The organism is Aureimonas sp. Leaf427, from assembly GCF_001425485.1.
Taxonomy (GTDB): domain Bacteria; phylum Pseudomonadota; class Alphaproteobacteria; order Rhizobiales; family Rhizobiaceae; genus Plantimonas.
This window is the reverse complement of sequence record NZ_LMQW01000005.1, coordinates 71,719-94,724: the sequence shown is the minus strand read 5'-3', so window position 1 is coordinate 94,724 and position 23,006 is coordinate 71,719. Positions and strand designations below refer to the sequence as shown.

Sequence of the window (23,006 nt, the reverse complement as noted above, 5' to 3'; positions counted from 1 at the left end):
AGTCTCGGCGGCGCGCGGCGTCATGGCTCGCGTGCCGCCTCGACCAAGCCCGGCAGTTCCTCGAGGATCGCCTCACGGGCCCGAAGGCCTGCCGAAGTCTTTTCCTTGCGATCGTCCTGGATGAGCCGCGCGAGGACGAGGCGCCGGCCTGCCTTTTCGGCCGACCCGACGAACCAGCCGAAGCTTCGCGCCTCGTCGAAGCTACCGTCCCTCTTACGCGGGAGGGCGGAGCCCGTCTTGCCGCGCGCCGTCCAGCCGGCTTTCAGCGGCCAGGACTCGACGATCGCATCCGTCTCCTCGAAGGCATGGCGGGAGACGGGCAGTTCACGGTTCACGAACCTGCGCCAGAAGGCGACCTGCTCGACAGGCGAGATCTTCAGGGACGACATGATCCAGGCGCGGTCGAGACCATTGTCCTTGCCCGGATCGCCGGAAAAGTCCGCATTCCCGAAGCCGAAGCGCCGGGCATAATCGCTCAGCCGATCGGCGCCGAGGCGATGGGTCAGGCGCTGCGAATACCAGACGACCGAATACGTCATCCAGCGCGTTGGATCGGTGTCCTGCCGCCAGTTCTCGCCGCCCCAGTCGACATCGCCGGTCTTGAACGGGAGCACGGGCGACTTGGCATCGGCGAGAAGGCCGGAGTCGAAGCCCATCAAGGCCAGCGGAACCTTGAAGGTGGAGGCCGGCGTCACCCGCGTTCGGCAATCGCCCTCCTCGACGAGGACCCGGCCGTCGCTCGCGTCGGCGACGACCGTGCAGATCGTCCTCGCGCCGGCGGCGCCGGGCGACAGGACCGCGGCGACCAGCGCCAGCCGCAGCCATTTGGATCTCGACATCACCGTCTCCTCCCTCGTTGCGCGACGTCAATCGTCTCGGGAGAGTGAACTAAGTCTTAAACGCCCTCGTGCGGGACGATCGTGCCGTGATAGCCGCCGCCGGCGACCGAGGTGCAGAGGTCGGACCAGGGGCAGTCGAAGCACGCCTCCCGCGTCGAGCCGGCGGCGAAGGCGCCCCGCATGGCAAAGAGGCGTGCGGGGTCGAGAACGAGGCTGGTGCCGGGTTCGATGGACCGGCCGAGAAGACGACCGACGTCGCGCGCCGCAAGGTCGTCGCGATCGGCGACGCGGCTCTCCCGGCAATGCGCATCGACCTCGGCCAAGAGCGGCGTGCAGATGTCGTCGGGGCCCGCCACGATCAGGACGGGCTCCCCACCGGCAATGCGCGCCGCCACCGCATCGTAATTGGCGGTGAAGGCGGCGCTATAGCCCTTGCCCACATAGGTCAGCAGGCAAAGGAGATGGTGCGGCCGCAGCCGGACGGTCATGCGGCGGCGCGACCCTTGCCGCGCGAGGCCGCCTTCAGAAGCGCCGCGCCGAGTGCGGACTTCAGGACGCCGCCGACGATGAACGGCGTGACGCAGTAGACGACGGCCGATTCCACGCCGATCGAGGCCGCGAGCCAGGCGGCGCCGAGGACGAGGCAGAGCGCATTGCCCGCGAGCATGGAGAGGAAGGCGAGCCCGACCCGGTTGCCGTTCCAGCCGCGCTCGGCGAGCCAGCCGACCAGCGCGCCGACGATCGGGAAGGCGAAGAGATACCCGCCGGTCGGCCCGACGAAATAGGCCGCACCCGCCGCACCGCCCGCCAGGACCGGCAGGCCGAGCGCGCCTTCCACCAGCCAGGCCGCGATCGTGACCGCCCCGAGCCGCCAGCCATAGAGCGCGCCGATCAGAGTCACGGCCAGCGTCTGCAGCGTGATGGGAACCGGGATCATCGGCACCTCGACATAGGACGACAGGGCCAGAACCAGCGTTCCCGCCAGAACCGCGGCGATCTGGACCGGGCGGGAGCGCGAGGTCAGGGCAAGCGGACTAAAGACGGACGTGGGTGCGAGGGCGGCGGAACTCTGCATGGTCGAAACTCCTCGATGAGCGGAACGGGGCAGCCCTGCGGACATGCGCTCGGTGAGCTAGCCCATGGCCGATGAAGGCGTACGACGCTTTCTCAACATCGGGCAAGCTTATGGCGTCCATCCGGCGTTTCTAGCCGACGGGAATGGAGGCAACGGCGCGGATACTGCTATCATTCGACCATGTCCCGCTCCGGGCGCCTCTTCGACCTTCTGCATGCGCTGCGCCGGCATCGACGCCCCGTCAGCGGCAAAGTGCTGGCCGAGGAAATGGGCGTCAGCATCCGCACGCTTTATCGCGACATCGCGAGCCTGCAGGCGCAAGGCGCGGGCATCGAGGGCGAGCCGGGCGTCGGCTATGTGCTCAAACCGGGCTTTCTCCTGCCGCCGCTGATGTTTCCGGTCGAGGAGATCGAGGCGCTCGTGCTCGGCTCCCGCTGGGTGGCGAGCCGGGCGGACGCCCCGATGCGAGAGGCCGCGCGATCCGCCCTCGCGCGCATCGCCGCCGTGCTGCCGCCCGATCTTTCGGAGACGATCCACGCCTCGCCGCTTCTCGTCGGCCCCGGCGAAGCCATCCTCCCGGATGCGGTGGACTCCGCCCTTCTGCGCAAGGCGATCCGAATGGAGCGCAAACTCTCCATCGCCTATCGCGACAAAGACGGTTCGGCTTCGGAGCGGATCGTCTGGCCCTTCGCCCTCTCCTTCTTCGACAAGGTCCGCGTGCTGCTCGCCTGGTGCGAGATCCGCGAGGATTTTCGCCATTTCCGCACGGACCGCATCACCGCCGCCGCGCTGAGCGACGCGCGCTATGCCAAGCGTCGTCCGATCCTGTTGAAGGAATGGCGGGCGAAGCAGGGGATCGCGCCCGAACCATGATACTGCCGGAAACTGGCAGCATCGCGCGGTAGACCCGTCTCGTCTCAACTGACGACGGAATGCCTCCCATGACCGAAACGAACACGCTCCTTCTCTTCGTTCGCGACACGAAAGCGAGCGCCGACTTCTACACGCGCCTCCTTGGATACGAACCACTGGAGGCCAGCCCGGGCTTCGCCCTCTTCCTGCTTCCGTCCGGCCTGGCGCTCGGGCTCTGGAAGCGGCAGGGGGTCGAACCGGCCCCGACCGCCGAAGCCGGCTGCAGCGAACTCGGCTTCAAGCTCGCCGAGCCCGCGGCGGTCGACGAGACCTATGCGGACTGGCTGGCGAAAGGCGCGACGATCGCCCTTGCTCCGACCGACCTCGACTTCGGCCGCACCTTCGTCGCCCTCGATCCCGACGGACACCGACTTCGCGTCTACGCGGTCTTCGAAGGCATGTGAGGTCGATCGGACCCCGGCCGCGCGGCCCCGCTCCATCGTGGAGCCGGAATGGGCCACGCGGTCGAAACGATGACGGCGCCTACTTCACCGCGTCCGTCACCTTGCTCGTCCAGGCACCCTCCGGCTGCTTGGTGATGACCGGGTCGGAGCCGCCGGACATGAGCACTTTGACCGTCGTTTCGGCGGCGGCCGTGTCGAGCTTGGGGCTGTCGCCGAGGAGCTTGGCGATCTCGGTCATCATGAAGGTCTGGTGGGCCTCGGTCTGGGCGCCCGTCGTGTCGTTGTCGAGAACGATGCCGGCCGCCTCGTCCGGATGGTCCTTGGCATAGGCCCAGCCCTTCATCGAGGCGGAGACGAAGCGGGCGAGCTTGTCGACCATGGCGGGATCGTCGAGTGTCGGCTGGAGGACGTAGAGCCCGTCCTCCAACGTCGAGACGCCCTGGTCCTCGTATTTGAAGACGACGAGGTCTTCGGGCTTCAGCCCGGCGTCGAGCACCTGGCCGTATTCGTTGTAGGTCATGGTCGAGATGCAGTCGGCCTGCTTCTGGATTAGCGGATCGACGTTGAAGCCCTGCTTGATGACGGTGACGCCCTCCGGCCCGCCATCGGTCTTCAGGCCGAGCTTCGACATCCAGGAGAGGAACGGATACTCGTTGCCGGAGAACCAGACGCCGAGCGTCTTGCCCTTGAAATCCGCGGGGCTGGCGATGCCGGTCTCCTTGCGGCAGGTCAGCATGAGGCCGGACTTGGCGAAGGGCTGGGCGATGTTGACGAGCGGCAGGCCCTTCTCGCGCGCGGCCAGCGCCGAGGGCATCCAGTCGATCACGACATCGGCGCCGCCGCCGGCCAGAACCTGCGTCGGCGCGACGTCCGGGCCGCCCGGCTTGATCGTGACGTCGAGGCCGGCCTCCTCGTAATAGCCCTTCTCGGCCGCGACGTAGTAGCCGGCGAACTGGGCCTGCGTGACCCATTTCAGCTGCAGCGTCAGCGCGTCGGCCGCCAGCGCCGGGGCGGAGGCGGACAGGCCGAGCGCGAGCGCCATGCCGGCCAGGAGAGAGGTTCTCATCGTCGAACTCCTTCGTTGCGAAAGGCGTGCCACCCGCACCGCCCCTGATGCCTACTTCCGGTAGGACGGATGCCAGAACGTGACGGCCCGTTCGACCAGCGCCAGAAGGCCGTAGCTCGCCGAGCCCGCCAGCGCGGCGACCGCGATCTCCGCCCAGACCATGTCGGTGTTGAGCCGGCCGATCTCGGCGGAGATGCGAAAGCCCATGCCGACGATCGGCGTGCCGAAGAATTCGGCGACGATGGCACCGATCAGCGCCAGCGTCGAGTTGATCTTCAAGGCGTTGAAGACGAAGGGCATGGCGGCGGGAAGCCGGAGTTTGGCGAGCGTCGCGCCATGGCCGGCGCCATAGGTGCGCATGAGGTCGCGCTCCATCGCGCCGGCGGCGGAAAGGCCCGCCAGCGTGTTCACCAGCATCGGAAAGAAGGTCATGACCACGACCACGGCCGCCTTGGACGGCCAGTCGAAGCCGAACCACATGACCATGATCGGCGCGACGCCGACGATCGGCAGCGCGGAAGCCAGATTGGCGACCGGCAGAAGGCCGCGCTTCAGGAAGGGCGAGCGGTCGATGAGGAGAGCGGCCAGAAATCCCGTGCCGCAGCCGAGCACATAGCCCGCGATCACCGATTTCAGGAAGGTCTGCCGGAAGTCGGCCCAGAGGATCGGCAGCGAGGAGGCGATGCGGGCCCCGATGGCCGAGGGCGGCGGCAGGAGAACGGCCGGCACGGCAAGACCCCGCACGACGGCCTCCCAGAGAAGCAGGAGGGTCGCGCCGAAGACGAGCGGCACGGCGATATCGGCGAGGCGCCGGCCGAGCTGCGTCTTCGGGCGCAGCGCCGCCAGCCGCGCGGTCAGCTGCCATGCGACGAGCCAGACGGCGAGGAGAAGCAGCCAGAAGCCGGCTCCATGAGGCCCCTCCGCCAGCGAATCCAGGAGCACCACCGTCCCGATCCCGGCCAGCACGGCCGGAACGAGCGGGCTCCCGCGCAGGCTCGCCGCCCCGCCGCTCATCGCGGGGCTCCCGTGCGCTTCAGGACGAGGCGCTCCGCCAGCGTGACGAGGCCGACGAGACCGGCGGCCATGGCGGCGGCGACGACGAGGGCGGCCCAGATCTGGATCGTCTGCCCATAGTAAGATCCCGCCAGAAGCCGCGCGCCGAGGCCCGCGACGGCGCCCGTCGGCAGCTCGCCGACGATGGCGCCGACCAGCGCCGCGGCGACCGCCACCTTCATCGAGGCGAAGAGGAAGGAGAGCGAGGCCGGCAGGCGCAGCTTGGCGAGAACCGCGCCCTGTCCGGCGGCGTAGGTGCGCATGAGGTCGAGATGCAGACGATCGGGCGAGCGCAGGCCCTTCACCATGCCGACCGTCACGGGGAAGAAGGACAGGTAGGTCGAGATGACGGCCTTCGGGATCAGCCCCTGCACGCCGACCGAATTTAGGACCACGATGATCATCGGCGCGACCGCGAGGATCGGGATCGTCTGCGAGGTGACGATCCAGGGCATGAGGCTCTTGTCGAGCGTCTGCGAGTGGACGATGCCGATGGCGAGCGCGACGCCGAGAAGCGTGCCGGCCGCAAAGCCGGTGAGCGTCGAGGAGAGCGTGATCCAGGCATGGAAGAGAAGCGAGCGCGCCGAACTCGGCTTGACGCCGGCCGTCGTCTTCCAAATCTCCGCCACGATCTGATGGGGCGCCGGCAAAAGCGGCCGCTCCGCGCTCCAGGTCTCGCCGATCGTTTGCGCCAGCGTGGTCTCCGTCCCCGCGCGGGCGAGTCGGTCGACCGTCGTCTGCCAGTTCATGAAAACGGCGGCCGCATACCAGACGAGGACGATGACCGCGACGACCGCGAGAACCGGCAGCGCCCGTCCCGGCTTAGCCACGGAACGGCGAGCCGGCACGGCGGCGGCGGCGCTCACGGCGCGGTCTCCGGCCACATCATCAGCACCAGCCCGACCGTGCCGAGCGCCATGCCGGCCAGCTGCATCGGCGGCAGCCGCTCGTCGAAGACGAGGAACGCGACGAGATTGACGAGCACGAGCTGCGCGATCGACGAGACCGAAATCGCGACGGCCAGCCCGCTCTCGCGCATCAGCCGCACCATCATCAGATTGCCCACTGCATAGAGCACGAGCATGACCCCGACCGCCCACAGCTTGTCCGTCGCCACGTAGAAGCGCGACATGGAAGCGGCGGCGAGGAAGACGGGGATCGTGGCGAGAAGCCAGAGGCTGGCGGCTGTGGTCATGGAGAAACCCTCAATCCTCGAACGGGATCTTCTTCCCGGCGGGGACGAGAAACTTCACGGCTTACAGAAGCCGCCAGCGATCTCTCCTGCCGCATCGTTGCCGGATCGAACCGCACACCGCATAGCAGACCATCGCCATCGGATCGTTCCACAATCCGTCCTTCGAGAACTCCGAGAATCGTTTCGAGAACGGCGTTCAGTTCTCCTTGAACTTCACCGTTCCAGAAGCGGAGAACGGAAAATCCGTTGGCGTTGAGAAAGGCCGTTCGCAGAATATCGCCTTTCGACCCGGCGTGCTGGCTGCCGTCGAGTTCAACGATGAGATGATGTGTACGGCAGGCGAAGTCGGCAAAGTAAGGACCGACGGGGAATTGGCGGACGAACTTGAACCCATTGAGGCGACGGGCGCGAAGCTCGTACCAAAGGCGGTACTCGACATCTGTCTCATTGCGGCGAAGGCCGCGCGCACGCTCGATCGTGGGCTTGTGGCCTCCGTTCATGGAACGCCCCTCATCCCGCTGCCGCGACCTTCTCCCCGCAGGGGAGAAGAAACCAAGCGATCAGACGGCACCGCCATTCTTCTCCCCTCCGGGGAGAAGGTGGACGCGAAGCGGCCGGATGAGGGGTGTCCAGCTAAGACAGACGCCTCACTCATAGCCATGACCCAGCCTCAGCCCCTCGCGCACGCGATGCGCGATCTTCAGGAATTCCGGCGTTTCGCGGATTTCGAGAGGACGGTCGGGGCCGAGGTCGCAGTCGACGATCTCGTGGATGCGGCCGGGGCGCGGGCTCATGACGACGATGCGGGTGGAGAGGAACACGGCTTCGGGAATCGAGTGGGTGACGAAGATGACGGTCTTCTTCGTCTTCGCCCAGAGCTTCAGAAGCTCCTCGTTGAGATGGTCGCGAACGATCTCGTCGAGCGCGCCGAAGGGCTCGTCCATCAGAAGGAGATCGGGATCGAAGGACAGTGCGCGGGCGATCGAGGCGCGCTGCTGCATGCCGCCGGACAGCTGCCAGGGGTACTTGCGCCCGAAGCCGGATAGGCCGACGAGATCGAGCCCCTCCGCCACGCGCCGCGCGCGCTCGGCCTTGGTGAAGCCCATGATTTCCAAGGGCAGAGCGACGTTCTTCTCGATCGTGCGCCAGGGATAGAGCGCGGCGGCCTGGAAGACGTAGCCATAGGCCTTGGCGAGTCGGGCCTCTTCCGGCGTCAGGCCGTTCACCGAAATCTCGCCCGAAGTCGGCCGCTCCAGATCGGCGATGACCCGCAGCAACGTCGTCTTCCCGCAGCCGGACGGGCCGATGAAGGAGACGAACTCGCCGCGCGAGACGGTGAGATCGATGTCCTTCAGGGCATGAACGGGGGCGTCGGAGGTCTCGAAGACGAGGGAGAGGTTGCGGGCGGATATGACGGCGTCGGCGGATGCGGAACTCAAAGGCGGTACCACCTGCATTCAGATCTACACGCCCGCCGGAATGCCGGATCGCTCGATCCGTCGCGGCGCCGTCAGTTCCTTCCAGGTCGACAGCGCCTTGGCCGGCGCCGGCCCGGCCGGCCGCTCGACGAAGCGCCCTGCCCCGGTCTCCGCCCGCACCTCGCCGTCCCGATAGGCGACCTTGCCGCGCGAGATCGTCACCACGGGCAGGCCCTTAAGTTCGATGCCCTCGAAGACGTTGTAGTCGATCGCCGACTGCTGCGTCGCAGCCCGGATCGTCTTCGTGGCCGAGGGATCGAAGACGACGAGATCGGCATCCGCGCCGGGCAAGATCGCGCCCTTGCGGGGATAGATGTTGAGAATCTTGGCGATGTTGGTCGAGGTGGCGGCGACGAACTCGTTCATCGTCAGGCGTCCCGTGGCGACGCCCTTCGTCCAGAGAACAACGAGCCGATCCTCGAGGCCGCCCGTGCCGTTCGGGATCTTGGTGAAGTCGCCGAGGCCGAAACGCTTCTGCTCGGTGGTGAAGGCGCAATGGTCGGTCGCCACGACCTGGAGCGACCCGGAGGCGAGGCCCGCCCAGAGCGAATCCTGGTGCGCCTTGTCTCGGAAGGGCGGGCTCATGACGCGGCGGGCGGCATAATCCCAGTCGGCGTTGAAATACTCGCGCTCGTCCAGCGTCAGATGCTGGATCAGCGGCTCGCCATAAACGCGCATGCCCTTCTGGCGGGCCCGGCGGATGGCCTCGTGGCTCTGTTCGCAGGAGACGTGGACGACGTAGAGCGGCACGCCCGCCTGATCAGCGATCATGATCGCGCGGTTCGTCGCTTCCCCCTCGACCTCCGGCGGCCGGGAGTAGCCGTGCGCCTCCGGGCCATTGTTGCCTTCGGCGAGAAGCTTCTGCTGAAGGAAGGCGACGACGTCGCCGTTCTCGGCATGGACAAGCGGCATGGCGCCGATCTCCGCGCAGCGCGAGAAGGAGGCGAACATCTCGTCGTCGTTCACCATCAGGGCGCCCTTATAGGCCATGAAGTGCTTGAACGTGTTGATGCCGCGCTCCACCACGAGCGGCATCTCGTCGAAGACCTTCTGCCCCCACCAGGTGATCGCCATGTGGAAGGAATAGTCGGACCGCGCCTTGCCGGCCTTCTGGTGCCAGGCCTGGAGCGCGTCGATCAGGCTCTCGTTCGGCGCGGGGAGGCAGAAATCGACCACCATCGTCGTCCCGCCCGCGAGCGCCGCCGCCGTGCCCGTGTCGAAATCGTCGGCGGAATGGGTGCCCATGAAAGGCATTTCGAGATGCGTGTGCGGATCGATGCCGCCCGGCATGACGAAAGCGCAGGAAGCGTCGATCGTCTCGTCGCCGAAAAGGTCCGGGCCGACGGCAGCGATCCTGCCGTCATCGATCAAGATGTCGGCGCGGTAGGTGAGATCGGCGGTGACGATCGTGCCGCCCTTGATCGCGATGGTCATCAGTCGGTCCTCCGAGGCAAAGCCGTCACGATCGAAATGTCGATGGGCCGGATCAAATCGAGAAAGAAGAGAAGTCCTCGTTCGACGGCAGCCAGTTGCTGCTCCATCAACAGTCCGATGGGACCTCGAACTTTCGCGCGCGGAAAGGTCATGATCTTCTCGATCTGAATCTGAGAAACGAGCTGCAGTCCGTTGCCGGGGTCGGGAGGCACCGTCACCCGCATCGGACCATCCGGGATGAGGTCACTCGTCATGAAGCAGACCGTCACGCTTCCCACGAGATCCGCCATCCTGCCGTTTTGGATGACGACCGCCGGACGCGGCTTCCCATAGTCGCCCTGCGCCGAAACGATGACGATCGACCCGCGCTCCATCAGTCGAAATCAGCCCAGGCATCGGCCAGGAAGGCATCGAGCGTCTCGTCCATATGTGTCCGCCGATCGGATTCCCGAATGGCGCGGCATTCCTCCTCGACGGCAGCGACGAAGGCGGGATCGTTCCAGTCGGGAACCCAAACTTCGACCGGACGGAACCCCCGCGCCAAAAGGTCGGCCCGCTCGACGTCGGTCAGTTCCTTGGGCCGCCCCATCCTCATCCTCCTCGCCTCGGCTCCGCCCGACCCTATCCCACGATCTCCGCCGTCTCCACCACGGCCCTCAGGAGCACGTCCGCCCCCGCCTTGGCCCAGTCCTTCGAGATCGCCTCCGCCTCGTTGTGGCTGAGGCCGTCGACGCAGGGGCAGAAGATCATGGCCGTCGGGGCGACGCGGTTGATCCAGCAGGCGTCGTGGCCGGCGCCCGAGACGATGTCGCGATGGGTGTAGCCGAGGCTCTCCGCCGCCGATCGCACGGCCGCGACGCAGGCCGGATCGAAGGTCACGGGGTCGAACTGCCCGACCTCCTCGATGTCGAACTCGATGTCGAGCGCCTCGCAGATCGTGTCGATCCCGTCCTCGATCCGCTCCTCCATCCGGTCGAGAATGTCCTTGTCGGGCGAGCGTATGTCGATGGTGAAGACCGCGCGGCCGGGAATGATGTTGCGCGAGTTCGGATAGATCTCGACATGACCGACGGAGCCGACCGCGTCCGGCTGCTCGTCCATGGCGACCTCGTGGACGAGCTCGATGATGCGCGCCATGCCGAGCCCGGCATTGCGCCGCTTGTACATCGGGGTCGAGCCGGTGTGGCTCTCCTTGCCGGTCAGCGTCACCTGCAGCCATTTCAGACCCTGGCCGTGGGTGACGACGCCGATGTCAATGCCCTCGTCCTCCAGGATCGGCCCCTGCTCGATGTGATATTCGAAGAAGGCCTTCATCTTCCGCCCGCCGACGGGCTCCTCGCCCTCCCAGCCGATGCGCTTCAGCTCGTCGCCGAAGCGCTTCCCCTTGGCGTCCGTGCGGTCCTTGGCCCAGGCCTCCTCGTGCAGCCCGGCGAAGACGCCGGAGGCGAGCATGGCGGGGGCGAAACGGGCGCCCTCCTCGTTCGTCCAGTTGACGACGACGATCGGATGCTTGGTCCTGATGCCGAGATCGTTCAGCGTGCGCACGACTTCGAGGCCGGAAAGAACGCCGAGCACGCCGTCATACTTGCCGCCGGTCGGCTGCGTGTCGAGATGGCTCCCGACATAGACCGGCAGCGCCTCGGGATCCGTGCCCTCGCGGCGGGCGAACATGTTGCCCATCGTGTCGAGCCCCATGGAGAGACCCGCCGCCTCGCACCAGGACTGGAAGAGCTTGCGCCCCTCCCCGTCCTCGTCGGTCAGCGTCTGGCGATTGCTGCCGCCGGCGATGCCGGGGCCGATCTTCGCCATGTCCTCCAGCGCGTTCCACAACCGGTCCGCGTCGATCTGGAGGTTGGAGGCGGCGGCGCTCAATTCAGGCCCCGCAGGATCGAGCGCAGCGTATCGACGATCTCGCCGATCTGGGCTTCCTCGACGATCAGCGGCGGCGAGAGCGCGATGATGTCGCCGGTCGTGCGGATGAGAAGCCCGCGCTCGAAGGCTTCGAGGAAGGCGGCGAAGGCGCGCTTGGTCGGCTGGCCCGCGATCGGCTCCAGCTCGACGGCACCGATGAGACCGGTCGTGCGGATGTCGATGACGTGCCTTTCGCCCTTCAGCGACTGGATCGCATCGGACCAGAGCGGGGTCAGCGCCTTGGCGCGCTCGAAGAGGCCCTCTTCTTTGTAGGTCTCGAGCGTCGCGAGGCCCGCGGCCGAGGCGATCGGGTTGCCGGAATAGGTATAGCCGTGGGCGAACTCGATGAGATGTTCGGGGCCGTTCATGAAGGCCTCGTAGATCGTGTCCTTCACGAAGACCGCGCCCATGGGAATGACGCCGTTGGTCAGCCCCTTCGCCGTCACCATGATGTCCGGCGTCACGCCGAAATGGTCGGCCGCGAAGGGCGCGCCCATGCGTCCGTAGCCCGTGATGACCTCGTCGAAGATGAGGAGAATACCGTGCTGGTCGCAGATCTCGCGAAGGCGCTTCAGATAGCCCTTCGGCGGCGGCAGGACGCCGGTCGAGCCGGCCACCGGCTCGATGATGACGGCCGCGATGGTCGAGGGGTCGTGGAGCGTCGCGATACGCAGGAGGTCTTCGGCGAGTTCCACGCCGTGCTCGGCCTCGCCGACGGGATAGGGATTGCGCTCGGGATCGTGCGTGTGGCGCATGTGATCGACGCCGGTGAGCAGAGTGCCGAACATCTTGCGGTTGCCGACGATGCCGCCGACCGAGATGCCGCCGAAGTTCACGCCGTGATAGCCGCGTTCGCGCCCGATCAGCCGAAAGCGCGAGCCCTCGCCGCGCACGCGCTGATAGGCCAGCGCGATCTTCAGCGCGGTGTCGACCGATTCCGAGCCCGAATTGGTGAAGAAGACATGGTCGAGGCCGGAGGGGGCCAGCGCAGCCAGACGCGAGGCCAGCTCGAAGGCCTTCGGATGTCCCATCTGGAAGGCCGGCGCATAGTCGAGCTCGGCCGCCTGTTTCTGGATCGCCTCGGTGATCTTCGGGCGGCAATGGCCGGCATTCACGCACCAGAGGCCGGCCGTGGCGTCGAGAACCTGCCGTCCGTCCGATGTCGTGTAGTGCATATCCTTGGCGCCCACGAACATGCGCGGCGTCTGCTTGAACTGCCGGTTCGCCGTGAACGGCATCCAGAAGGCTTCCAGATTGTTCGGCGCGACGGGACTGTTGGAAACGGGCTGGCCGTCCCGAATGGAAAGGGTCTCGTTCATGGCGGGCAGCGGCTCCGATGTCCCCGGCGCTCGCTCGATCCGCGGCTTTTCCGGTTTCTTGACTGGATGGTCAAAATGGAGGCTAGAAGGTGGTTCGGAGCCGGTCAAGCCGCTTCGGCGGCGCTCCGGTGCCGGCTCCACAAGGCGCTCCGCATGGTGCGGCGCACGGGTCGAAGAGAGGTCCTGCCGGGATGGATGCCAAGGTCGATCCGAACCCCTTGCAGGACGAGCCGCGCACGACGCGCATCCAGGCGATCAATCGCGGAACGATCCTCGATGCGGCGCTGCAGGTCTTCTCCATCCACGGCTTTCGCGGCTCGACGCTCGATCAGATCGCGGCGCGCGCCGGCATGTCGAAGCCCAATCTCCTCTACTACTTCAAGCGCAAGCAGGACATCTATGCCGCCGTGCTGGAGGCGACGCTCGACGAATGGCTCGCCCCCCTGGAGCGGCTCGACCCGGCCGGCGATCCGATCGAGGAACTCCGGCGCTACATCACGCGGAAGATCGAGCTCTCCATGGAGCGCCCCGAGGCCTCCCGCCTCTTCGCCGGCGAGATGCTGAGCGGCGCGCCCGCCATCGGCGACTTCCTGAAGACGCGGCTGAAGAGCCTCGTCCACGAGAAGGCCGGCGTCATCCGGACCTGGGTCACGGACGGGCGCCTCGCCCCGGTCGATCCCTTCCACCTTCTCTTCGCCATCTGGGCGACGACGCAGACCTATGCCGATTTCGACACCCAGATCCGCGCCATCCTCGGCACGGAAGTCGGCCGCCCCGGCTTCGCCGAGCAAAGCGCCCAGGCGGTGCTGACGATCGTGCTGAACGGGGTGCGGCCGAGATAGGCGCAGACCTCGACTCGGGCCTGGGTCAGACTTAAACGCTATGGAAAGTAGAAATCCGGAGATCGCCATGCGACTCGATATGACCACGATCCGCGATGCCGCAGTCCGCATCTACAAACGTCATTTCGGGGAGGGTGCGATCGACGGGGCCCTTGTCGACGAGTTCATCGACTCCTCGGGCAACGAAGCCGTCAAGGTCGTCATCGTCGCGAAAGAAGGTCAGATCGATACGCTGCTGGGCGGCACTCTCGGCGACGCCGCCCTCGATCTCCAGGATGAACTCACAACCGCGGGCGAAGAGCGCTTTGCCTATATCGGCTACGGGGAGGCCGGCGAAATTCAGATCGAGGACGAGACCGAAGAGGACGACGACGTTTCCAACATGACCCGCGTGCCCCTTGGCCGTTCTTAACCCACAGCATCTTCTCGACCAGGCGGAGCGGCTGATCGAAGCGCCGCCAGCGGGTCCGCCGCGACAGGTCGATATTCGTCGCGCGATATCGAGCGCCTACTACGCGGCTTTTCACGCCGTCCTGACGTCCGTAGCGGACGAGTTCATTGGGGGCACGAAACGCCAAGCGAACGAGTACCAACTCATCTATCGGAGCATCAGCCATAAAGCATTGAAAGAACTTCTGATCGAAGTTGCGAAGCATAAGCCCAGCAAGCGGATCGCAAGGCATGTTCCGACCGACGGTTTCGGGCAGGATCTGCGTGTGATCGCCACCCTCCTGCCGGCTCTACAGGAGGCGCGCCACGACGCGGACTACGATCCCGCGGTCCGATTGAAAACGTCCGACGCGAAGTCGGCCATTACCAGCAGCCGCGAAATCATCGCCCGGTTGAACGGCGCCGACGGCGTTGCCCGTAAGCGCTTTCTCACGCTTCTCGCCTTTCCTCCCTCGTTCTGATCGCATCACTCAGCCGGCTCGGCTTCCCGCACCATCGGCTCCGGCGCGAATTGCAGCGTCTCGCGGCGCATGGGGTTGTTGCCGTGGACCGTCCAGTTGGAATATTCCGCCGGGATCGGCTTTTCGGTTCGGGGGTCCCAGCCGGTGATCTGCTCCATGGAGATGCAGTCCTCGACCGGGCAGACGTTGACGCAGAGATTGCAGCCGACGCATTCCTCGTCGATCACCTCGAAGCGCCTCGCGCCGTCGACCATGCTGGTGATCGCCTGATGGGACGTGTCCTCGCAGGCGATGTGGCAGCGGCCGCATTTGATGCAGAGATCCTGGTCGATCCGCGCCTTCGTCACGTAGTTGAGGTTTAGATACTGCCAGTCGGTGACGTTCGGCGCCGCGCGGCCGCGAAAGTCCTCGATCGTGGCGTAGCCCTTCTCGTCCATCCAGTCGGAGAGGCCGGAGGCCATCTCCTTCACGACCTTGAAACCGTAGGTCATGGCCGCCGTGCAGACCTGGACCGTGCCGCAGCCGAGCGAGATGAACTCGGCGGCGTCTCGCCAAGTCGTGATGCCGCCGATGCCGGAGATGGGAAGCCCTCGCGTCTCGCCGTCGCGCGCGATCTCGGCGACCATGTTGAGGGCGATCGGCTTAACCGCCGGGCCGCAATAGCCGCCATGGCTGCCCTTGCCGTCGATCGTCGGCGTCGGCGCGAATTTGTCGAGATCGATCGAGACGATGGAGGAGATCGTGTTGATCAGCGAGACCGCGTCCGCCCCGCCCCGCTTCGCGGCGCGCGCGGGATAGCGGATGTCGGTGATGTTCGGCGTCAGCTTCACGATGACCGGGAGCTTCGACTTCTCCTTGCACCAGCGCGCGACCATTTCGATGTATTCGGGCACCTGCCCGACCGCCGCGCCCATGCCGCGTTCGCTCATGCCGTGGGGGCAGCCGAAGTTCAGTTCCAGCCCGTCGCACACGGTCTCGTCCACGCGCGAGAGAATGTCCTGCCAGCTCTTCTCGTCGCAAGGCACCATCAGCGATGCGATCAGCGCCCGGTCCGGCCAGTTGCGCTTGACCCGCGCCATCTCCTCCAGATTGGTGTCAAGATCGCGGTCGGTAATCAGCTCGATATTGTTGAGGCCGAGCAGGCGGCGGTCCGGTCCGTGGATGGCGCCGTAGCGCGGCCCGTTGACGTTGACGACGGAGGGCCCGGCCTCGCCCAGCGTCTTCCAGACGACCCCGCCCCAGCCCGCCTCGTAGGCGCGCTGGACGTTGTACTCCTTGTCGGTCGGCGGCGCGGAGGCCAGCCAGAACGGGTTCGGCGAGCGGATGCCGAGGAAGGTGGTGGAAAGGTCGGCCATGTCGTCACCCTTCTTTCACGCAAGGAGAATGCCGGTCGGCATCGGGCAGGCAGGAGAATCCCGGTCGGCATCCGGCGGGATCGGTGGTATGAAAACGGCTGTGATCGGGCGGCACGGAGTTGGGCGAATGGCGAGCGAGCATCGGTTCACGATCAATCTTCAACCCGAGCCCGAGGGCGGGTACACCGTGCGCGTTCCCGCCTTTCCGGAGATCGTCAGCTATGGACTGACGCTCGAGGAATCGATGGCGAACGCTCGCGAAGCCATCGAACTCATGATCGAGGATTACCGGGAAGACGGCCGAGACATTCCGGCCGACGTTCCGACCCGCATCGAACAATTGACCGTCGCGGCCTGAAGCGGCTTGGCGAAGTTCCCCGTCCTGTCCGCACGCGACGTCGTCAAGGCCTTGGAACGATCGGGCTTCGTCGTCGAGCGCGTTCGCGGAAGCCATCATAAGCTCGTTCACCCCGGTCCGCCCAAACGAACCATCGTCGTGCCGGTTCACGGCCATCGCGACCTGCCGATCGGAACGCTGCGGGCGATCCTGGAGCAGAGCGGCCTCACCGAAGAGGCGTTCCGTCGGGCGCTCGGCTGAAGGCATCGACCTCACTCCGCCGCCAACCGCGCCGCGCCCGTCAGCGCGGCGTGAATATCCATCGCCGCGATCTTGCCGTCCTCGACGGCGATCACGGTGAGGTCGTCGCCCTCCGAGATGCAGTCGCCGCCGGCCCAGATGCCGGGCACGCTGGTGCGGTGGTCCGCGTCGACCTTGATGCGGCCGCGCTCCAGGGCGATCGATGCGCCGAGGCCGGGTTCGGAGAAGCTCTGGCCGATCGCCTTGAAGATCTGGTCGGCTTCCACGATCACCGTCTCTCCCGTGCCGACGAGGCGGCCGTCGATCGTGGCGGTGCGCTCGAGCTCGATGCCGGAGACATGGCCGCCGCTCGTGAGAAGAGCCTTGGGCTGGAGGTTGCAGCGCAGCTGGACGCCGCGGGTCTGGGCGAGGTCCTGCTCGAAGCCGGAGGCGTTCATCGCCTCGCGGCCCCGCCGATAGACGAGCGTCACCTCCTCCGCGCCGAGCGCCTTGGCCTGCACGGCGGCATCCACCGCCGTCATGCCGCCGCCGATGACCACGACGCGGCGCCCGATGGCGAGCGACGAGAGGTCGTCCGCCTGACGCAGTTCGGCGATCCAGGACACGGCATCGTGGATGCCGGACGCGGTCTCTCCGTCGAGGCCGAGCGCGTTGACACCTGACAACCCCAATCCGAGGAAGACGGCGTCGAAGGCTTTGCCGAGCGCATCGAGATCGAAGTCGCGGCCGAGCGCGCGGCCGGTCTCGATCGTGATGCCGCCGATCTTCAGAAGGAAGGCCACTTCGCGTTGAGCGAAATCGTCGACCGCCTTGTAGGCGGCGATGCCGTATTCATCGAGACCGCCGGCCTTCGGACGGGCGTCGTAGACGGTGACGTCGTGGCCGAGCATGGCGAGGCGGTGGGCGCAGGAAAGGCCGGCAGGCCCCGCGCCGACGACGGCGATGCGCCGGCCCGTCTCGGGCGCCCGGGTGAAGGGATGCTCGCCGCGCGCCATGAGATGGTCGGTCGCGAAGCGCTGGAGCATGCCGATCTTCACCGGCTTGCCCTCCGCGACCTCGCGCACGCAGACCTCCTCGCAGAGCGTCTCGGTCGGACAGACCCGGGCGCACATGCCGCCGAGAATGTTGGAGGAGAGGATCGTCTTGGCCGCGCCCGTCGGATTGCCGGCCTGAATCTCGCGGATGAAGAGCGGGATGTCGATCGTGGTCGGACAGGCCTGCATGCAGGGCGCGTCGTAGCAGAAATAGCAGCGGTCGGCCTCGACCAGCGCCTCGTGGGACGTCAGCGGCGGATGGAGATCGTCGAAATTGCGGGCCAGATCGTCGGGCCGAAGACGTGCTGCAGCGATGTCGGGGCTGAAGGGACGCAGTTCGTTCATGGGCCACCTGCCTCTTCGTCGAGGAACCGCGAGGCCACTGGCGCGCGTCGCAGTCGAGAACCGTTCCAAACGAAGATGAGCCCAAAAGGTCGGCAGCGTCAATTTTTTTATCAAACGGTCAAAGATTTGCTTCCCGAAGGGCGTGAAGCGGTGTGTTTGACCTGCATCCGGTGCCTCGACAGGCCGCACGAAGCTGCTAGCTTTCGCCGCGCCGGAACTCTCTCCGCACGATCGTCCACCAGGAGCTTCGATCCCATGTCGACCCGCACCGACCAAGCCGCCGCCTACGCGCCCTACGCGCTGACGGCTCTGCGCATCATCGCCGGCCTTCTCTTCATGGAGCACGGCACGCAGAAGCTCTTCGGGTTTCCGGTCGCGCCGGAGAGCGGGCTTCCGGCAGTTCTCAGCCTGTTTTGGATCGGCGCGGTGCTGGAGTTCGTCGGCGGGCTTTTGATCGTCATCGGCCTCTTCACGCGGCCCGTCGCCTTCCTTCTGGCCGGCGAGATGGCGGTCGCCTACTGGATGTTCCACGCGCCGTCGAGCTTCTATCCCGTCGTCAACGGCGGCGACGGAGCGATCCTCTTCTGCTTCATCTTCCTCTATTTCGCGGCCCGCGGCGCCGGCCCCTACAGCGTGGACGGATCGCGCTCGCGCACGCTCTGAGGCGGCGGCGGGGCTCGAGTCCGTCAGGTTCATTCTGAACCAGCCAGACTCGAGCTTTCTTTGATTTCGTTTGTCTTTTCGGGATAACCGGTTTCCACTTATCCCGGACACACTCGAGGCGGGGTCCGGCGGCTTTCGAGAACGGGGCGCGCCTGCTAGAGCGTGGCCCGTCTTTGATTCCAGAGGATCCTCGTCCCCATGACCATCCGCCGCTTCGAGCCGGGCCCGCGCATGTCGCAGGCCGTCATCCACAAGGACACGGTCTATCTGGCCGGACAGGTCGGCAAGCCCGGCGACGACGTCGCCGCGCAGACCAAGACGATTCTCTCCGAGATCGACCGTCTCCTCGCGGAGGCCGGCACGGACAAGTCGAAGATCCTCTCCGCCACGATCTGGCTCGCTGACATCGCCGATTTCGGCGCGATGAACGCGGTCTGGGACGGCTGGGTCGACACGGCCAATCCGCCGGCCCGCGCGACCGGCGGCAATATCGCCCTGGCGACGCCGGACTACCGGGTCGAGATCATCGTCGTCGCGGCGATCTGATCGTTCAGTTCCGTCGCCGCGCGGAAACCAGCGCGGCGACGGCGAGAAGCAGCCAGCCGGCGATCAGGAGCGTCCCGCCGGCCGGCGCGGCCATCGGAAAGAGCCTGTCGCCGGTCAGCGCCCGCATGGCGAGATCGCCGGAGAAGAGCAGCGTTCCAAGCGCCAGCACGAGGCCCGGCAGAGCCTTCCAGAGCGGGCTCGCCAGCGGCAGGGCGGCCAGCGCCAGAAGAGCGGGCGCATGGACGAGCGCCATGGCGGCGGCCAGCATCATGAGATCCGCGCCCGCCGATCCATGGGCCGCGGCCGCGGCACCCGCGGCGCCGGCGGCCCCGAGAAGTCCCGAGAGGACGGTCAGAAGTATCGCGGTTCGGGTCATGTCGGTCTTTCCGTCGAGGCCTGGATGTGCGAGCGCATCGGGCCGGCCTTGAACCCCACGGATTCGCGGCCGGGCGATCTCGCGCCCCTGATGGGTCTTTGTTAGGACCTCTTAGCGGAGGCTGCTCCCCGGCGGAACCGGAACACGGCGATGCGACGCGGAGTTGAACACCCTATGCCGGCGCGCCGGCCCAGCGCGGCGACGATGGCGGACATGACGAGACAGGACGATCCAGGGGCAGTCCTCTGCGCCTTTCAGAGCGCCGCGCTGGAAGCCGCCGCCCTCGTTCGCGGCGCTTTCGGCGGCGAGCGCGAGCATGTGCTGAAGGCCGACTTCTCGCCGGTGACCGAGGCCGACCTCGCCGCGGAGACGCTGATCAAGGCCCGGCTCGCCGAGGCGTTTCCCGATCTGCCGGTCGTCGCCGAGGAAGCGGTCTATGCAGGCGACGTTCCCGCCCATCTCGGCCGGCGTTTCGTGCTGGTCGATCCGATCGACGGAACGCGCGAGTTCATCGGCGGCATCGGCGATTTCACGGTCAACATCGCGCTGATCGAGGACGGGCGCCCCGTCGCGGGCGTCGTCGTGGCGCCGGCCTATGGCGAGATCTTCGTCGGCTCGGCCGCCGGCGCCTTCAAGGGGCGCGTCGGGTCGGACGGGCGCAGCGGCCTCCTCCACACGATCGAAACGCGCAAGGCTCTCGATCACCCGATCGTTCTCGTCAGCCGGTCGCGCGCCCAGACGCCGGACGTCGCCGCCTTCCTCATGCGCTATCGCACGGCCGAAGTCGTGCCGGTCGGCTCGTCGCTAAAGTTCTGCCGGATCGCCGAGGGCGCGGCGGATCTCTATCCCTGCTTCGGCCGCACGATGGAGTGGGACACGGCGGCGGGACAGGCGGTCCTGGAGGCGGCGGGCGGCACGGTGCGCACGCTGGGGCACGCGCCTCTCCTCTACGAGAAGCGCGGCCGCGCCGGCGAGGCGGATTTCGCCAATCCCTACTTCGTCGCCTCCGGGGTCTGGCCCTTGCCGTCCCCGCCCGGCCCACCCGAGGCCTCGCCGGAGCGGTAGCTCGCCTTGGCGAGGAGATGGGCGGCGATCGGGGCGGTGACGAACAAAAGCAGGATGGCGGCGAGCGCGCGGATGGCGATGCCGCCGTCCGGCGCCACCAGCGCGACTGCGACGAGGATCAGCCCCGCGCCGACGGAGCCCGCCAGCGAGGCGGCATGGGTGCGGGCGAGGAAGTTCGGCAGGCGCAGCAGGCCGATGGAAGCGACGAGCGCAAGGCCCGAGCCGAGGATGGCGAGAGTTCCCGCTGCGATCTCCAGCATCAGCGGCGGCCTCTCTTCTCGATGAACCAGGCGAAGGCGAGCGTGGCGAGAAAGCCGATGGCCGCGACGCCGAAGGCGACATCGACGAGAGCCGCCGAGCCCGGCTGGAGCGCGGCGACGCCGAGGAAGCAGATCGCGAGATTCGTGCAAAGATCGAGGCCGAGCACGCGGTCCGGCAGGCTCGGGCCCCGCGCGACACGGATCGCTGCAAGGAGCAGCGCCGCGCCGAGCATCACGGCGGAGGCGGCGATCGCGCCGTCGAGAAAGATCCAGGCGCCGCTCATGGAAAGGCCTTCATGATCGCCCGCTCGAAACCCTCCGCGATGGAGCGGCGCAGACCCGCCGGGTCGGAGGCGTCGAGCGCGTGGACGAGGAGATGCCGGCGGTCCGGCGACAGATCGACCGACAGCGTGCCGGGCGTCAGCGTGATCAGGCAGGCGAGAAGGGCGATCTCGCCGTCCCGGTGAAGCGCGAGGGGCACGTTCACGATGCCGGGCGTGGCGGCGAGCTTCGGGTCGAGGACGATGCGCACGACGGCGACGGCCGAAAGCGCCAGTTCCTTCAGGAAGAGGAGAGCGAGCGCGATCAGGGGCCAGAGGCGGATCGTCGGCAGCAGCCCGGACGCGCCGGCGAGGCGGAGCGCGACCCAGGCGACGCAAAGGCCGAGCGCGAGATTGAGGATCGTGAACGACCAGCCGATCGCCATCCAGCCGAAAGCGAGGAGCAGAAGCGTCGGCAGCCGCCTCATGGCGTGGCTCCCAGCGTTCGGACGATGGCGGCGGAGGGATCGGCGATGCCGTCCGCGGCAAGGCGGGCCACATGGGCGAGCGGCTCGGGATAGAGGCCCATGGCGAGGGCGAAGGCCGTCAGCGCGGCGAGCGGCAGGGTGGTCTGCCATCGGCCGGGCGGCGGCGCCTCGAAATCCTCCGCACCGCCCGCATCCCCTCGCCCCGGCGCTTCGCGCCAGAAGGCCAGCGCGAAGACGCGCAGCGTCGCGATCGTGAGAAGAAGACCGGAGAGAAGAAGGACGGCGGCCAGAACCGGCTCGCCCCCGCCGATCGTGGCGCGCAGGAGCACGAGCTTCGGCCAGAAGCCGGAGAGCGGCGGCAGGCCGGAGGCAGCGAGAAACAGGACGAGGACGAGGCCGGAAAAGACCGGATGGCGTTTCCAGAGCCCGCCCATCTCGTGGAGCGAGGAGGAGCCAGTTCGATCCGCCACGACGCCGGCGGCGAGATAGAGCGCGGCCATGACGACGATCGAATGGAGCGCGTAGGCGATCGAGCCGGCAAGGCCGGCACCGCCGACCGCGACGGGTAGGGCGAGGCCGGCCAGGATCGTGCCGATGCCGGCGATGACGACATAGCCGAGAAGACGGCGAAGATCGCTCTGCGCGAGCGCGCCGAGCGCGCCGACCAGCATGGTCAAGCCCGCCACCCAGCCGATGAGCGGCGCAAGGCCGCCATGGGCGCCGGCCAGCACCATGCCGAGAACGCGGATCAGCGCATAGACGCCGACCTTCGTCAGGAGGCCGGCGAAGAGCGCGGAGGTGACGAAGCGGGGCGTGTGGTAGGAGGCGGGCAGCCAGGCGTTCAGCGGGAAGGCGGCGGCCTTCATGCCGAAGGCGGCGAGGAAGAGGACGGTGAGCGCCACGACAGGCCCGTCCGCGTCCCGCAGCGCCGCCAGACGCGCGAGGTCGGCCATGTTGAGCGTGCCGAAGAGGCCATAGAGCAGCGCGGTCGCGATGAGGAAAAGCGTCGTCGCGACGAGGTTCAGGATGCCGTAGGCGAGCGCCCCGTCGAGCTGCGCCGGCCGAGAACCGAGAGCGAGCAGGCCGAAGGAGGCGATCAGCAGAACCTCGAACCAGACATAGAGGTTGAAGAGATCGCCGGTCAGGAAGGCGCCTGAAACGCCCGCCATCATGAGGACGAGGAAGGGGAAGAAGCCGCCGCGCTTTTCCGCCTCCGGGATCGCGGCGGTCGCGTGGATCGCGCAGGCGAGCGCGACGAAGCCGGCGACGGCGAGGAAGACGGCGCCCAGCACGTCCAGCGAGAAGGCGATGCCGAAGGGCGGAAACCAGGCGCCCATCGCCATGACGCGCGGGCCGCCGGACAGGACCTGCGCCAGGAGCGCCAGATCGATCGCGAAGACGAGGCCGAGCCCGGCGACCGCGACCCTTCCTTGCGCCCGCACCTGCCGCCTCATGAGCAACAGGATCGCGGCGAGCGCCAGCTGCAGCGCGACGGGCAGCGCCACCAGCGCATCGGCCGGCGTGACCGGCGCGAAGGTCTGCGCCGTTTCGAAGAGAGCGGCGGTGTCGATCGCCAT

General features: G+C 67.2%; 31 protein-coding genes. 10 read left to right on the top strand and 21 right to left on the bottom strand.

What is annotated here, in order from left to right; genetic code table 11:
- Positions 1 to 20: 20 nt before the first annotated feature.
- The 3 genes from blaOXA to ASG62_RS05625 are packed head-to-tail and all read right to left on the bottom strand — an operon-like array spanning position 21 to position 1,914.
- Positions 21 to 839: a class D beta-lactamase gene (gene blaOXA / locus ASG62_RS05635; protein WP_056696169.1), complete on the bottom strand. Its 819-nt coding sequence runs from the start codon at positions 837 to 839 to the stop codon at positions 21 to 23.
- Positions 840 to 895: 56 nt separating this feature from the next.
- On the bottom strand, positions 896 to 1,327 hold the full coding sequence (locus tag ASG62_RS05630) for a DUF1284 domain-containing protein (protein WP_056696168.1): 432 nt from the start codon (positions 1,325 to 1,327) through the stop codon (positions 896 to 898).
- The gene (locus tag ASG62_RS05625; protein WP_056696166.1) at positions 1,324 to 1,914 is read right to left on the bottom strand and encodes a biotin transporter BioY; all 591 of its coding nucleotides are present in this window, start codon (positions 1,912 to 1,914) and stop codon (positions 1,324 to 1,326) included. Before ASG62_RS05625 ends, ASG62_RS05630 begins: the two co-directional genes overlap by 4 nt.
- 180 nt (positions 1,915 to 2,094) lie before the next feature.
- On the opposite strand from ASG62_RS05625, the gene ASG62_RS05620 reads away from it, so the two are divergent.
- Together ASG62_RS05620 and ASG62_RS05615 are read left to right on the top strand one after the other, a co-directional pair.
- Positions 2,095 to 2,787, top strand: coding sequence for a helix-turn-helix transcriptional regulator (locus ASG62_RS05620; protein ID WP_056696155.1), 693 nt, complete (start codon positions 2,095 to 2,097; stop codon positions 2,785 to 2,787).
- A 68-nt stretch (positions 2,788 to 2,855) separates the two neighbouring features.
- Positions 2,856 to 3,230, top strand: coding sequence for a VOC family protein (locus tag ASG62_RS05615; RefSeq protein ID WP_056696152.1), 375 nt, complete (start codon positions 2,856 to 2,858; stop codon positions 3,228 to 3,230).
- Positions 3,231 to 3,309: 79 nt separating this feature from the next.
- On the opposite strand, the gene ASG62_RS05610 is transcribed toward ASG62_RS05615, so the two are convergent.
- The 11 genes from ASG62_RS05610 to ASG62_RS05565 all read right to left on the bottom strand — a co-directional run bounded on the left by ASG62_RS05610 (position 3,310) and on the right by ASG62_RS05565 (position 12,686).
- A complete protein-coding gene (locus ASG62_RS05610) occupies positions 3,310 to 4,296 on the bottom strand; it encodes an ABC transporter substrate-binding protein (protein ID WP_056696151.1) in 987 nt (328 codons plus the stop codon).
- A gap of 51 nt (positions 4,297 to 4,347) precedes the next feature.
- A complete protein-coding gene (locus ASG62_RS05605; protein ID WP_082537317.1) occupies positions 4,348 to 5,310 on the bottom strand; it encodes an ABC transporter permease in 963 nt (320 codons plus the stop codon).
- Positions 5,307 to 6,215: an ABC transporter permease gene (locus tag ASG62_RS05600; RefSeq protein WP_244487619.1), complete on the bottom strand. Its 909-nt coding sequence runs from the start codon at positions 6,213 to 6,215 to the stop codon at positions 5,307 to 5,309. The genes ASG62_RS05605 and ASG62_RS05600 overlap by 4 nt, the downstream gene beginning before the upstream one ends.
- Complete coding sequence (locus tag ASG62_RS05595) at positions 6,212 to 6,544, bottom strand: hypothetical protein (protein ID WP_056696150.1); 333 nt, start codon at positions 6,542 to 6,544, stop codon at positions 6,212 to 6,214. The genes ASG62_RS05600 and ASG62_RS05595 overlap by 4 nt, the downstream gene beginning before the upstream one ends.
- The gene (locus tag ASG62_RS25320; RefSeq protein ID WP_082537316.1) at positions 6,541 to 7,044 is read right to left on the bottom strand and encodes a DUF559 domain-containing protein; all 504 of its coding nucleotides are present in this window, start codon (positions 7,042 to 7,044) and stop codon (positions 6,541 to 6,543) included. Before ASG62_RS25320 ends, ASG62_RS05595 begins: the two co-directional genes overlap by 4 nt.
- A 147-nt stretch (positions 7,045 to 7,191) precedes the next feature.
- Complete coding sequence (locus ASG62_RS05590; RefSeq protein ID WP_056696148.1) at positions 7,192 to 8,001, bottom strand: ABC transporter ATP-binding protein; 810 nt, start codon at positions 7,999 to 8,001, stop codon at positions 7,192 to 7,194.
- A 6-nt stretch (positions 8,002 to 8,007) separates the two neighbouring features.
- Positions 8,008 to 9,456 carry a dihydropyrimidinase gene (gene hydA / locus ASG62_RS05585; protein ID WP_056696146.1) on the bottom strand — a complete coding sequence of 483 codons (1,449 nt, stop codon included), beginning with the start codon at positions 9,454 to 9,456 and terminating at the stop codon, positions 8,008 to 8,010.
- Positions 9,456 to 9,830: a type II toxin-antitoxin system PemK/MazF family toxin gene (locus tag ASG62_RS05580; RefSeq protein WP_056696145.1), complete on the bottom strand. Its 375-nt coding sequence runs from the start codon at positions 9,828 to 9,830 to the stop codon at positions 9,456 to 9,458. Before ASG62_RS05580 ends, hydA begins: the two co-directional genes overlap by 1 nt.
- Positions 9,830 to 10,045, bottom strand: coding sequence for an antitoxin MazE-like protein (locus ASG62_RS05575; RefSeq protein WP_056696143.1), 216 nt, complete (start codon positions 10,043 to 10,045; stop codon positions 9,830 to 9,832). Before ASG62_RS05575 ends, ASG62_RS05580 begins: the two co-directional genes overlap by 1 nt.
- 32 nt (positions 10,046 to 10,077) lie before the next feature.
- On the bottom strand, positions 10,078 to 11,265 hold the full coding sequence (locus ASG62_RS05570; RefSeq protein ID WP_413814178.1) for a Zn-dependent hydrolase: 1,188 nt from the start codon (positions 11,263 to 11,265) through the stop codon (positions 10,078 to 10,080).
- 59 nt (positions 11,266 to 11,324) lie between these two features.
- Positions 11,325 to 12,686 carry an aspartate aminotransferase family protein gene (locus ASG62_RS05565; RefSeq protein ID WP_056696141.1) on the bottom strand — a complete coding sequence of 454 codons (1,362 nt, stop codon included), beginning with the start codon at positions 12,684 to 12,686 and terminating at the stop codon, positions 11,325 to 11,327.
- Between the two features lie 191 nt (positions 12,687 to 12,877).
- On the opposite strand from ASG62_RS05565, the gene ASG62_RS05560 reads away from it, so the two are divergent.
- The 3 genes from ASG62_RS05560 to ASG62_RS05550 all read left to right on the top strand — a co-directional run bounded on the left by ASG62_RS05560 (position 12,878) and on the right by ASG62_RS05550 (position 14,439).
- Entirely contained in the window at positions 12,878 to 13,528 is a 651-nt protein-coding gene (locus ASG62_RS05560; protein ID WP_056696139.1) for a TetR family transcriptional regulator C-terminal domain-containing protein, read from the top strand.
- A gap of 79 nt (positions 13,529 to 13,607) precedes the next feature.
- Entirely contained in the window at positions 13,608 to 13,940 is a 333-nt protein-coding gene (locus ASG62_RS05555; RefSeq protein WP_156381975.1) for a hypothetical protein, read from the top strand.
- The gene (locus ASG62_RS05550; RefSeq protein WP_056696137.1) at positions 13,927 to 14,439 is read left to right on the top strand and encodes a hypothetical protein; all 513 of its coding nucleotides are present in this window, start codon (positions 13,927 to 13,929) and stop codon (positions 14,437 to 14,439) included. The genes ASG62_RS05555 and ASG62_RS05550 overlap by 14 nt, the downstream gene beginning before the upstream one ends.
- Positions 14,440 to 14,444: 5 nt before the next feature.
- Here ASG62_RS05550 and preA read toward each other — a convergent pair whose 3' ends face one another.
- The gene (preA, locus tag ASG62_RS05545) at positions 14,445 to 15,794 is read right to left on the bottom strand and encodes an NAD-dependent dihydropyrimidine dehydrogenase subunit PreA (protein ID WP_056696135.1); all 1,350 of its coding nucleotides are present in this window, start codon (positions 15,792 to 15,794) and stop codon (positions 14,445 to 14,447) included.
- Between preA and ASG62_RS27505 the strand changes: the two genes are divergently transcribed.
- On the top strand, positions 15,793 to 16,152 hold the full coding sequence (locus ASG62_RS27505; protein WP_244488594.1) for a type II toxin-antitoxin system HicB family antitoxin: 360 nt from the start codon (positions 15,793 to 15,795) through the stop codon (positions 16,150 to 16,152). The genes preA and ASG62_RS27505 overlap by 2 nt on opposite strands.
- Positions 16,153 to 16,158: 6 nt before the next feature.
- Positions 16,159 to 16,392 (top strand): type II toxin-antitoxin system HicA family toxin, encoded by a 234-nt coding sequence (locus tag ASG62_RS05535; protein WP_056696131.1) that lies wholly within the window; start codon positions 16,159 to 16,161, stop codon positions 16,390 to 16,392.
- Between the two features lie 11 nt (positions 16,393 to 16,403).
- Here the strand turns inward: ASG62_RS05535 and ASG62_RS05530 are convergent, their stop codons facing one another.
- Entirely contained in the window at positions 16,404 to 17,771 is a 1,368-nt protein-coding gene (locus ASG62_RS05530) for an NAD(P)-dependent oxidoreductase (protein ID WP_056696129.1), read from the bottom strand.
- Between the two features lie 255 nt (positions 17,772 to 18,026).
- On the opposite strand from ASG62_RS05530, the gene ASG62_RS05525 reads away from it, so the two are divergent.
- Together ASG62_RS05525 and ASG62_RS05520 are read left to right on the top strand one after the other, a co-directional pair.
- On the top strand, positions 18,027 to 18,434 hold the full coding sequence (locus ASG62_RS05525; protein WP_056696127.1) for a DoxX family protein: 408 nt from the start codon (positions 18,027 to 18,029) through the stop codon (positions 18,432 to 18,434).
- 198 nt (positions 18,435 to 18,632) lie between these two features.
- The gene (locus tag ASG62_RS05520; protein ID WP_056696125.1) at positions 18,633 to 18,980 is read left to right on the top strand and encodes a RidA family protein; all 348 of its coding nucleotides are present in this window, start codon (positions 18,633 to 18,635) and stop codon (positions 18,978 to 18,980) included.
- 4 nt (positions 18,981 to 18,984) lie between these two features.
- Here ASG62_RS05520 and ASG62_RS05515 read toward each other — a convergent pair whose 3' ends face one another.
- On the bottom strand, positions 18,985 to 19,356 hold the full coding sequence (locus ASG62_RS05515) for a DUF423 domain-containing protein (protein ID WP_056696123.1): 372 nt from the start codon (positions 19,354 to 19,356) through the stop codon (positions 18,985 to 18,987).
- 213 nt (positions 19,357 to 19,569) lie between these two features.
- Here ASG62_RS05515 and cysQ point away from each other — a divergent pair, with 213 nt between their 5' ends.
- Positions 19,570 to 20,421 carry a 3'(2'),5'-bisphosphate nucleotidase CysQ gene (gene cysQ, locus ASG62_RS05510; RefSeq protein ID WP_056696222.1) on the top strand — a complete coding sequence of 284 codons (852 nt, stop codon included), beginning with the start codon at positions 19,570 to 19,572 and terminating at the stop codon, positions 20,419 to 20,421.
- Here cysQ and mnhG read toward each other — a convergent pair.
- From mnhG to ASG62_RS05490, 4 genes are read right to left on the bottom strand one after another with little or no spacing between them, the layout of a single operon-like run.
- Positions 20,349 to 20,681 (bottom strand): monovalent cation/H(+) antiporter subunit G, encoded by a 333-nt coding sequence (mnhG, locus tag ASG62_RS05505; RefSeq protein WP_056696121.1) that lies wholly within the window; start codon positions 20,679 to 20,681, stop codon positions 20,349 to 20,351. The genes cysQ and mnhG overlap by 73 nt on opposite strands.
- Positions 20,681 to 20,965 (bottom strand): monovalent cation/H+ antiporter complex subunit F, encoded by a 285-nt coding sequence (locus ASG62_RS05500; protein WP_082537312.1) that lies wholly within the window; start codon positions 20,963 to 20,965, stop codon positions 20,681 to 20,683. The genes mnhG and ASG62_RS05500 overlap by 1 nt, the downstream gene beginning before the upstream one ends.
- Complete coding sequence (locus ASG62_RS05495) at positions 20,962 to 21,429, bottom strand: Na+/H+ antiporter subunit E (RefSeq protein WP_056696119.1); 468 nt, start codon at positions 21,427 to 21,429, stop codon at positions 20,962 to 20,964. Before ASG62_RS05495 ends, ASG62_RS05500 begins: the two co-directional genes overlap by 4 nt.
- Positions 21,426 to 23,006: a Na+/H+ antiporter subunit D gene (locus ASG62_RS05490; protein WP_056696116.1), complete on the bottom strand. Its 1,581-nt coding sequence runs from the start codon at positions 23,004 to 23,006 to the stop codon at positions 21,426 to 21,428. Before ASG62_RS05490 ends, ASG62_RS05495 begins: the two co-directional genes overlap by 4 nt.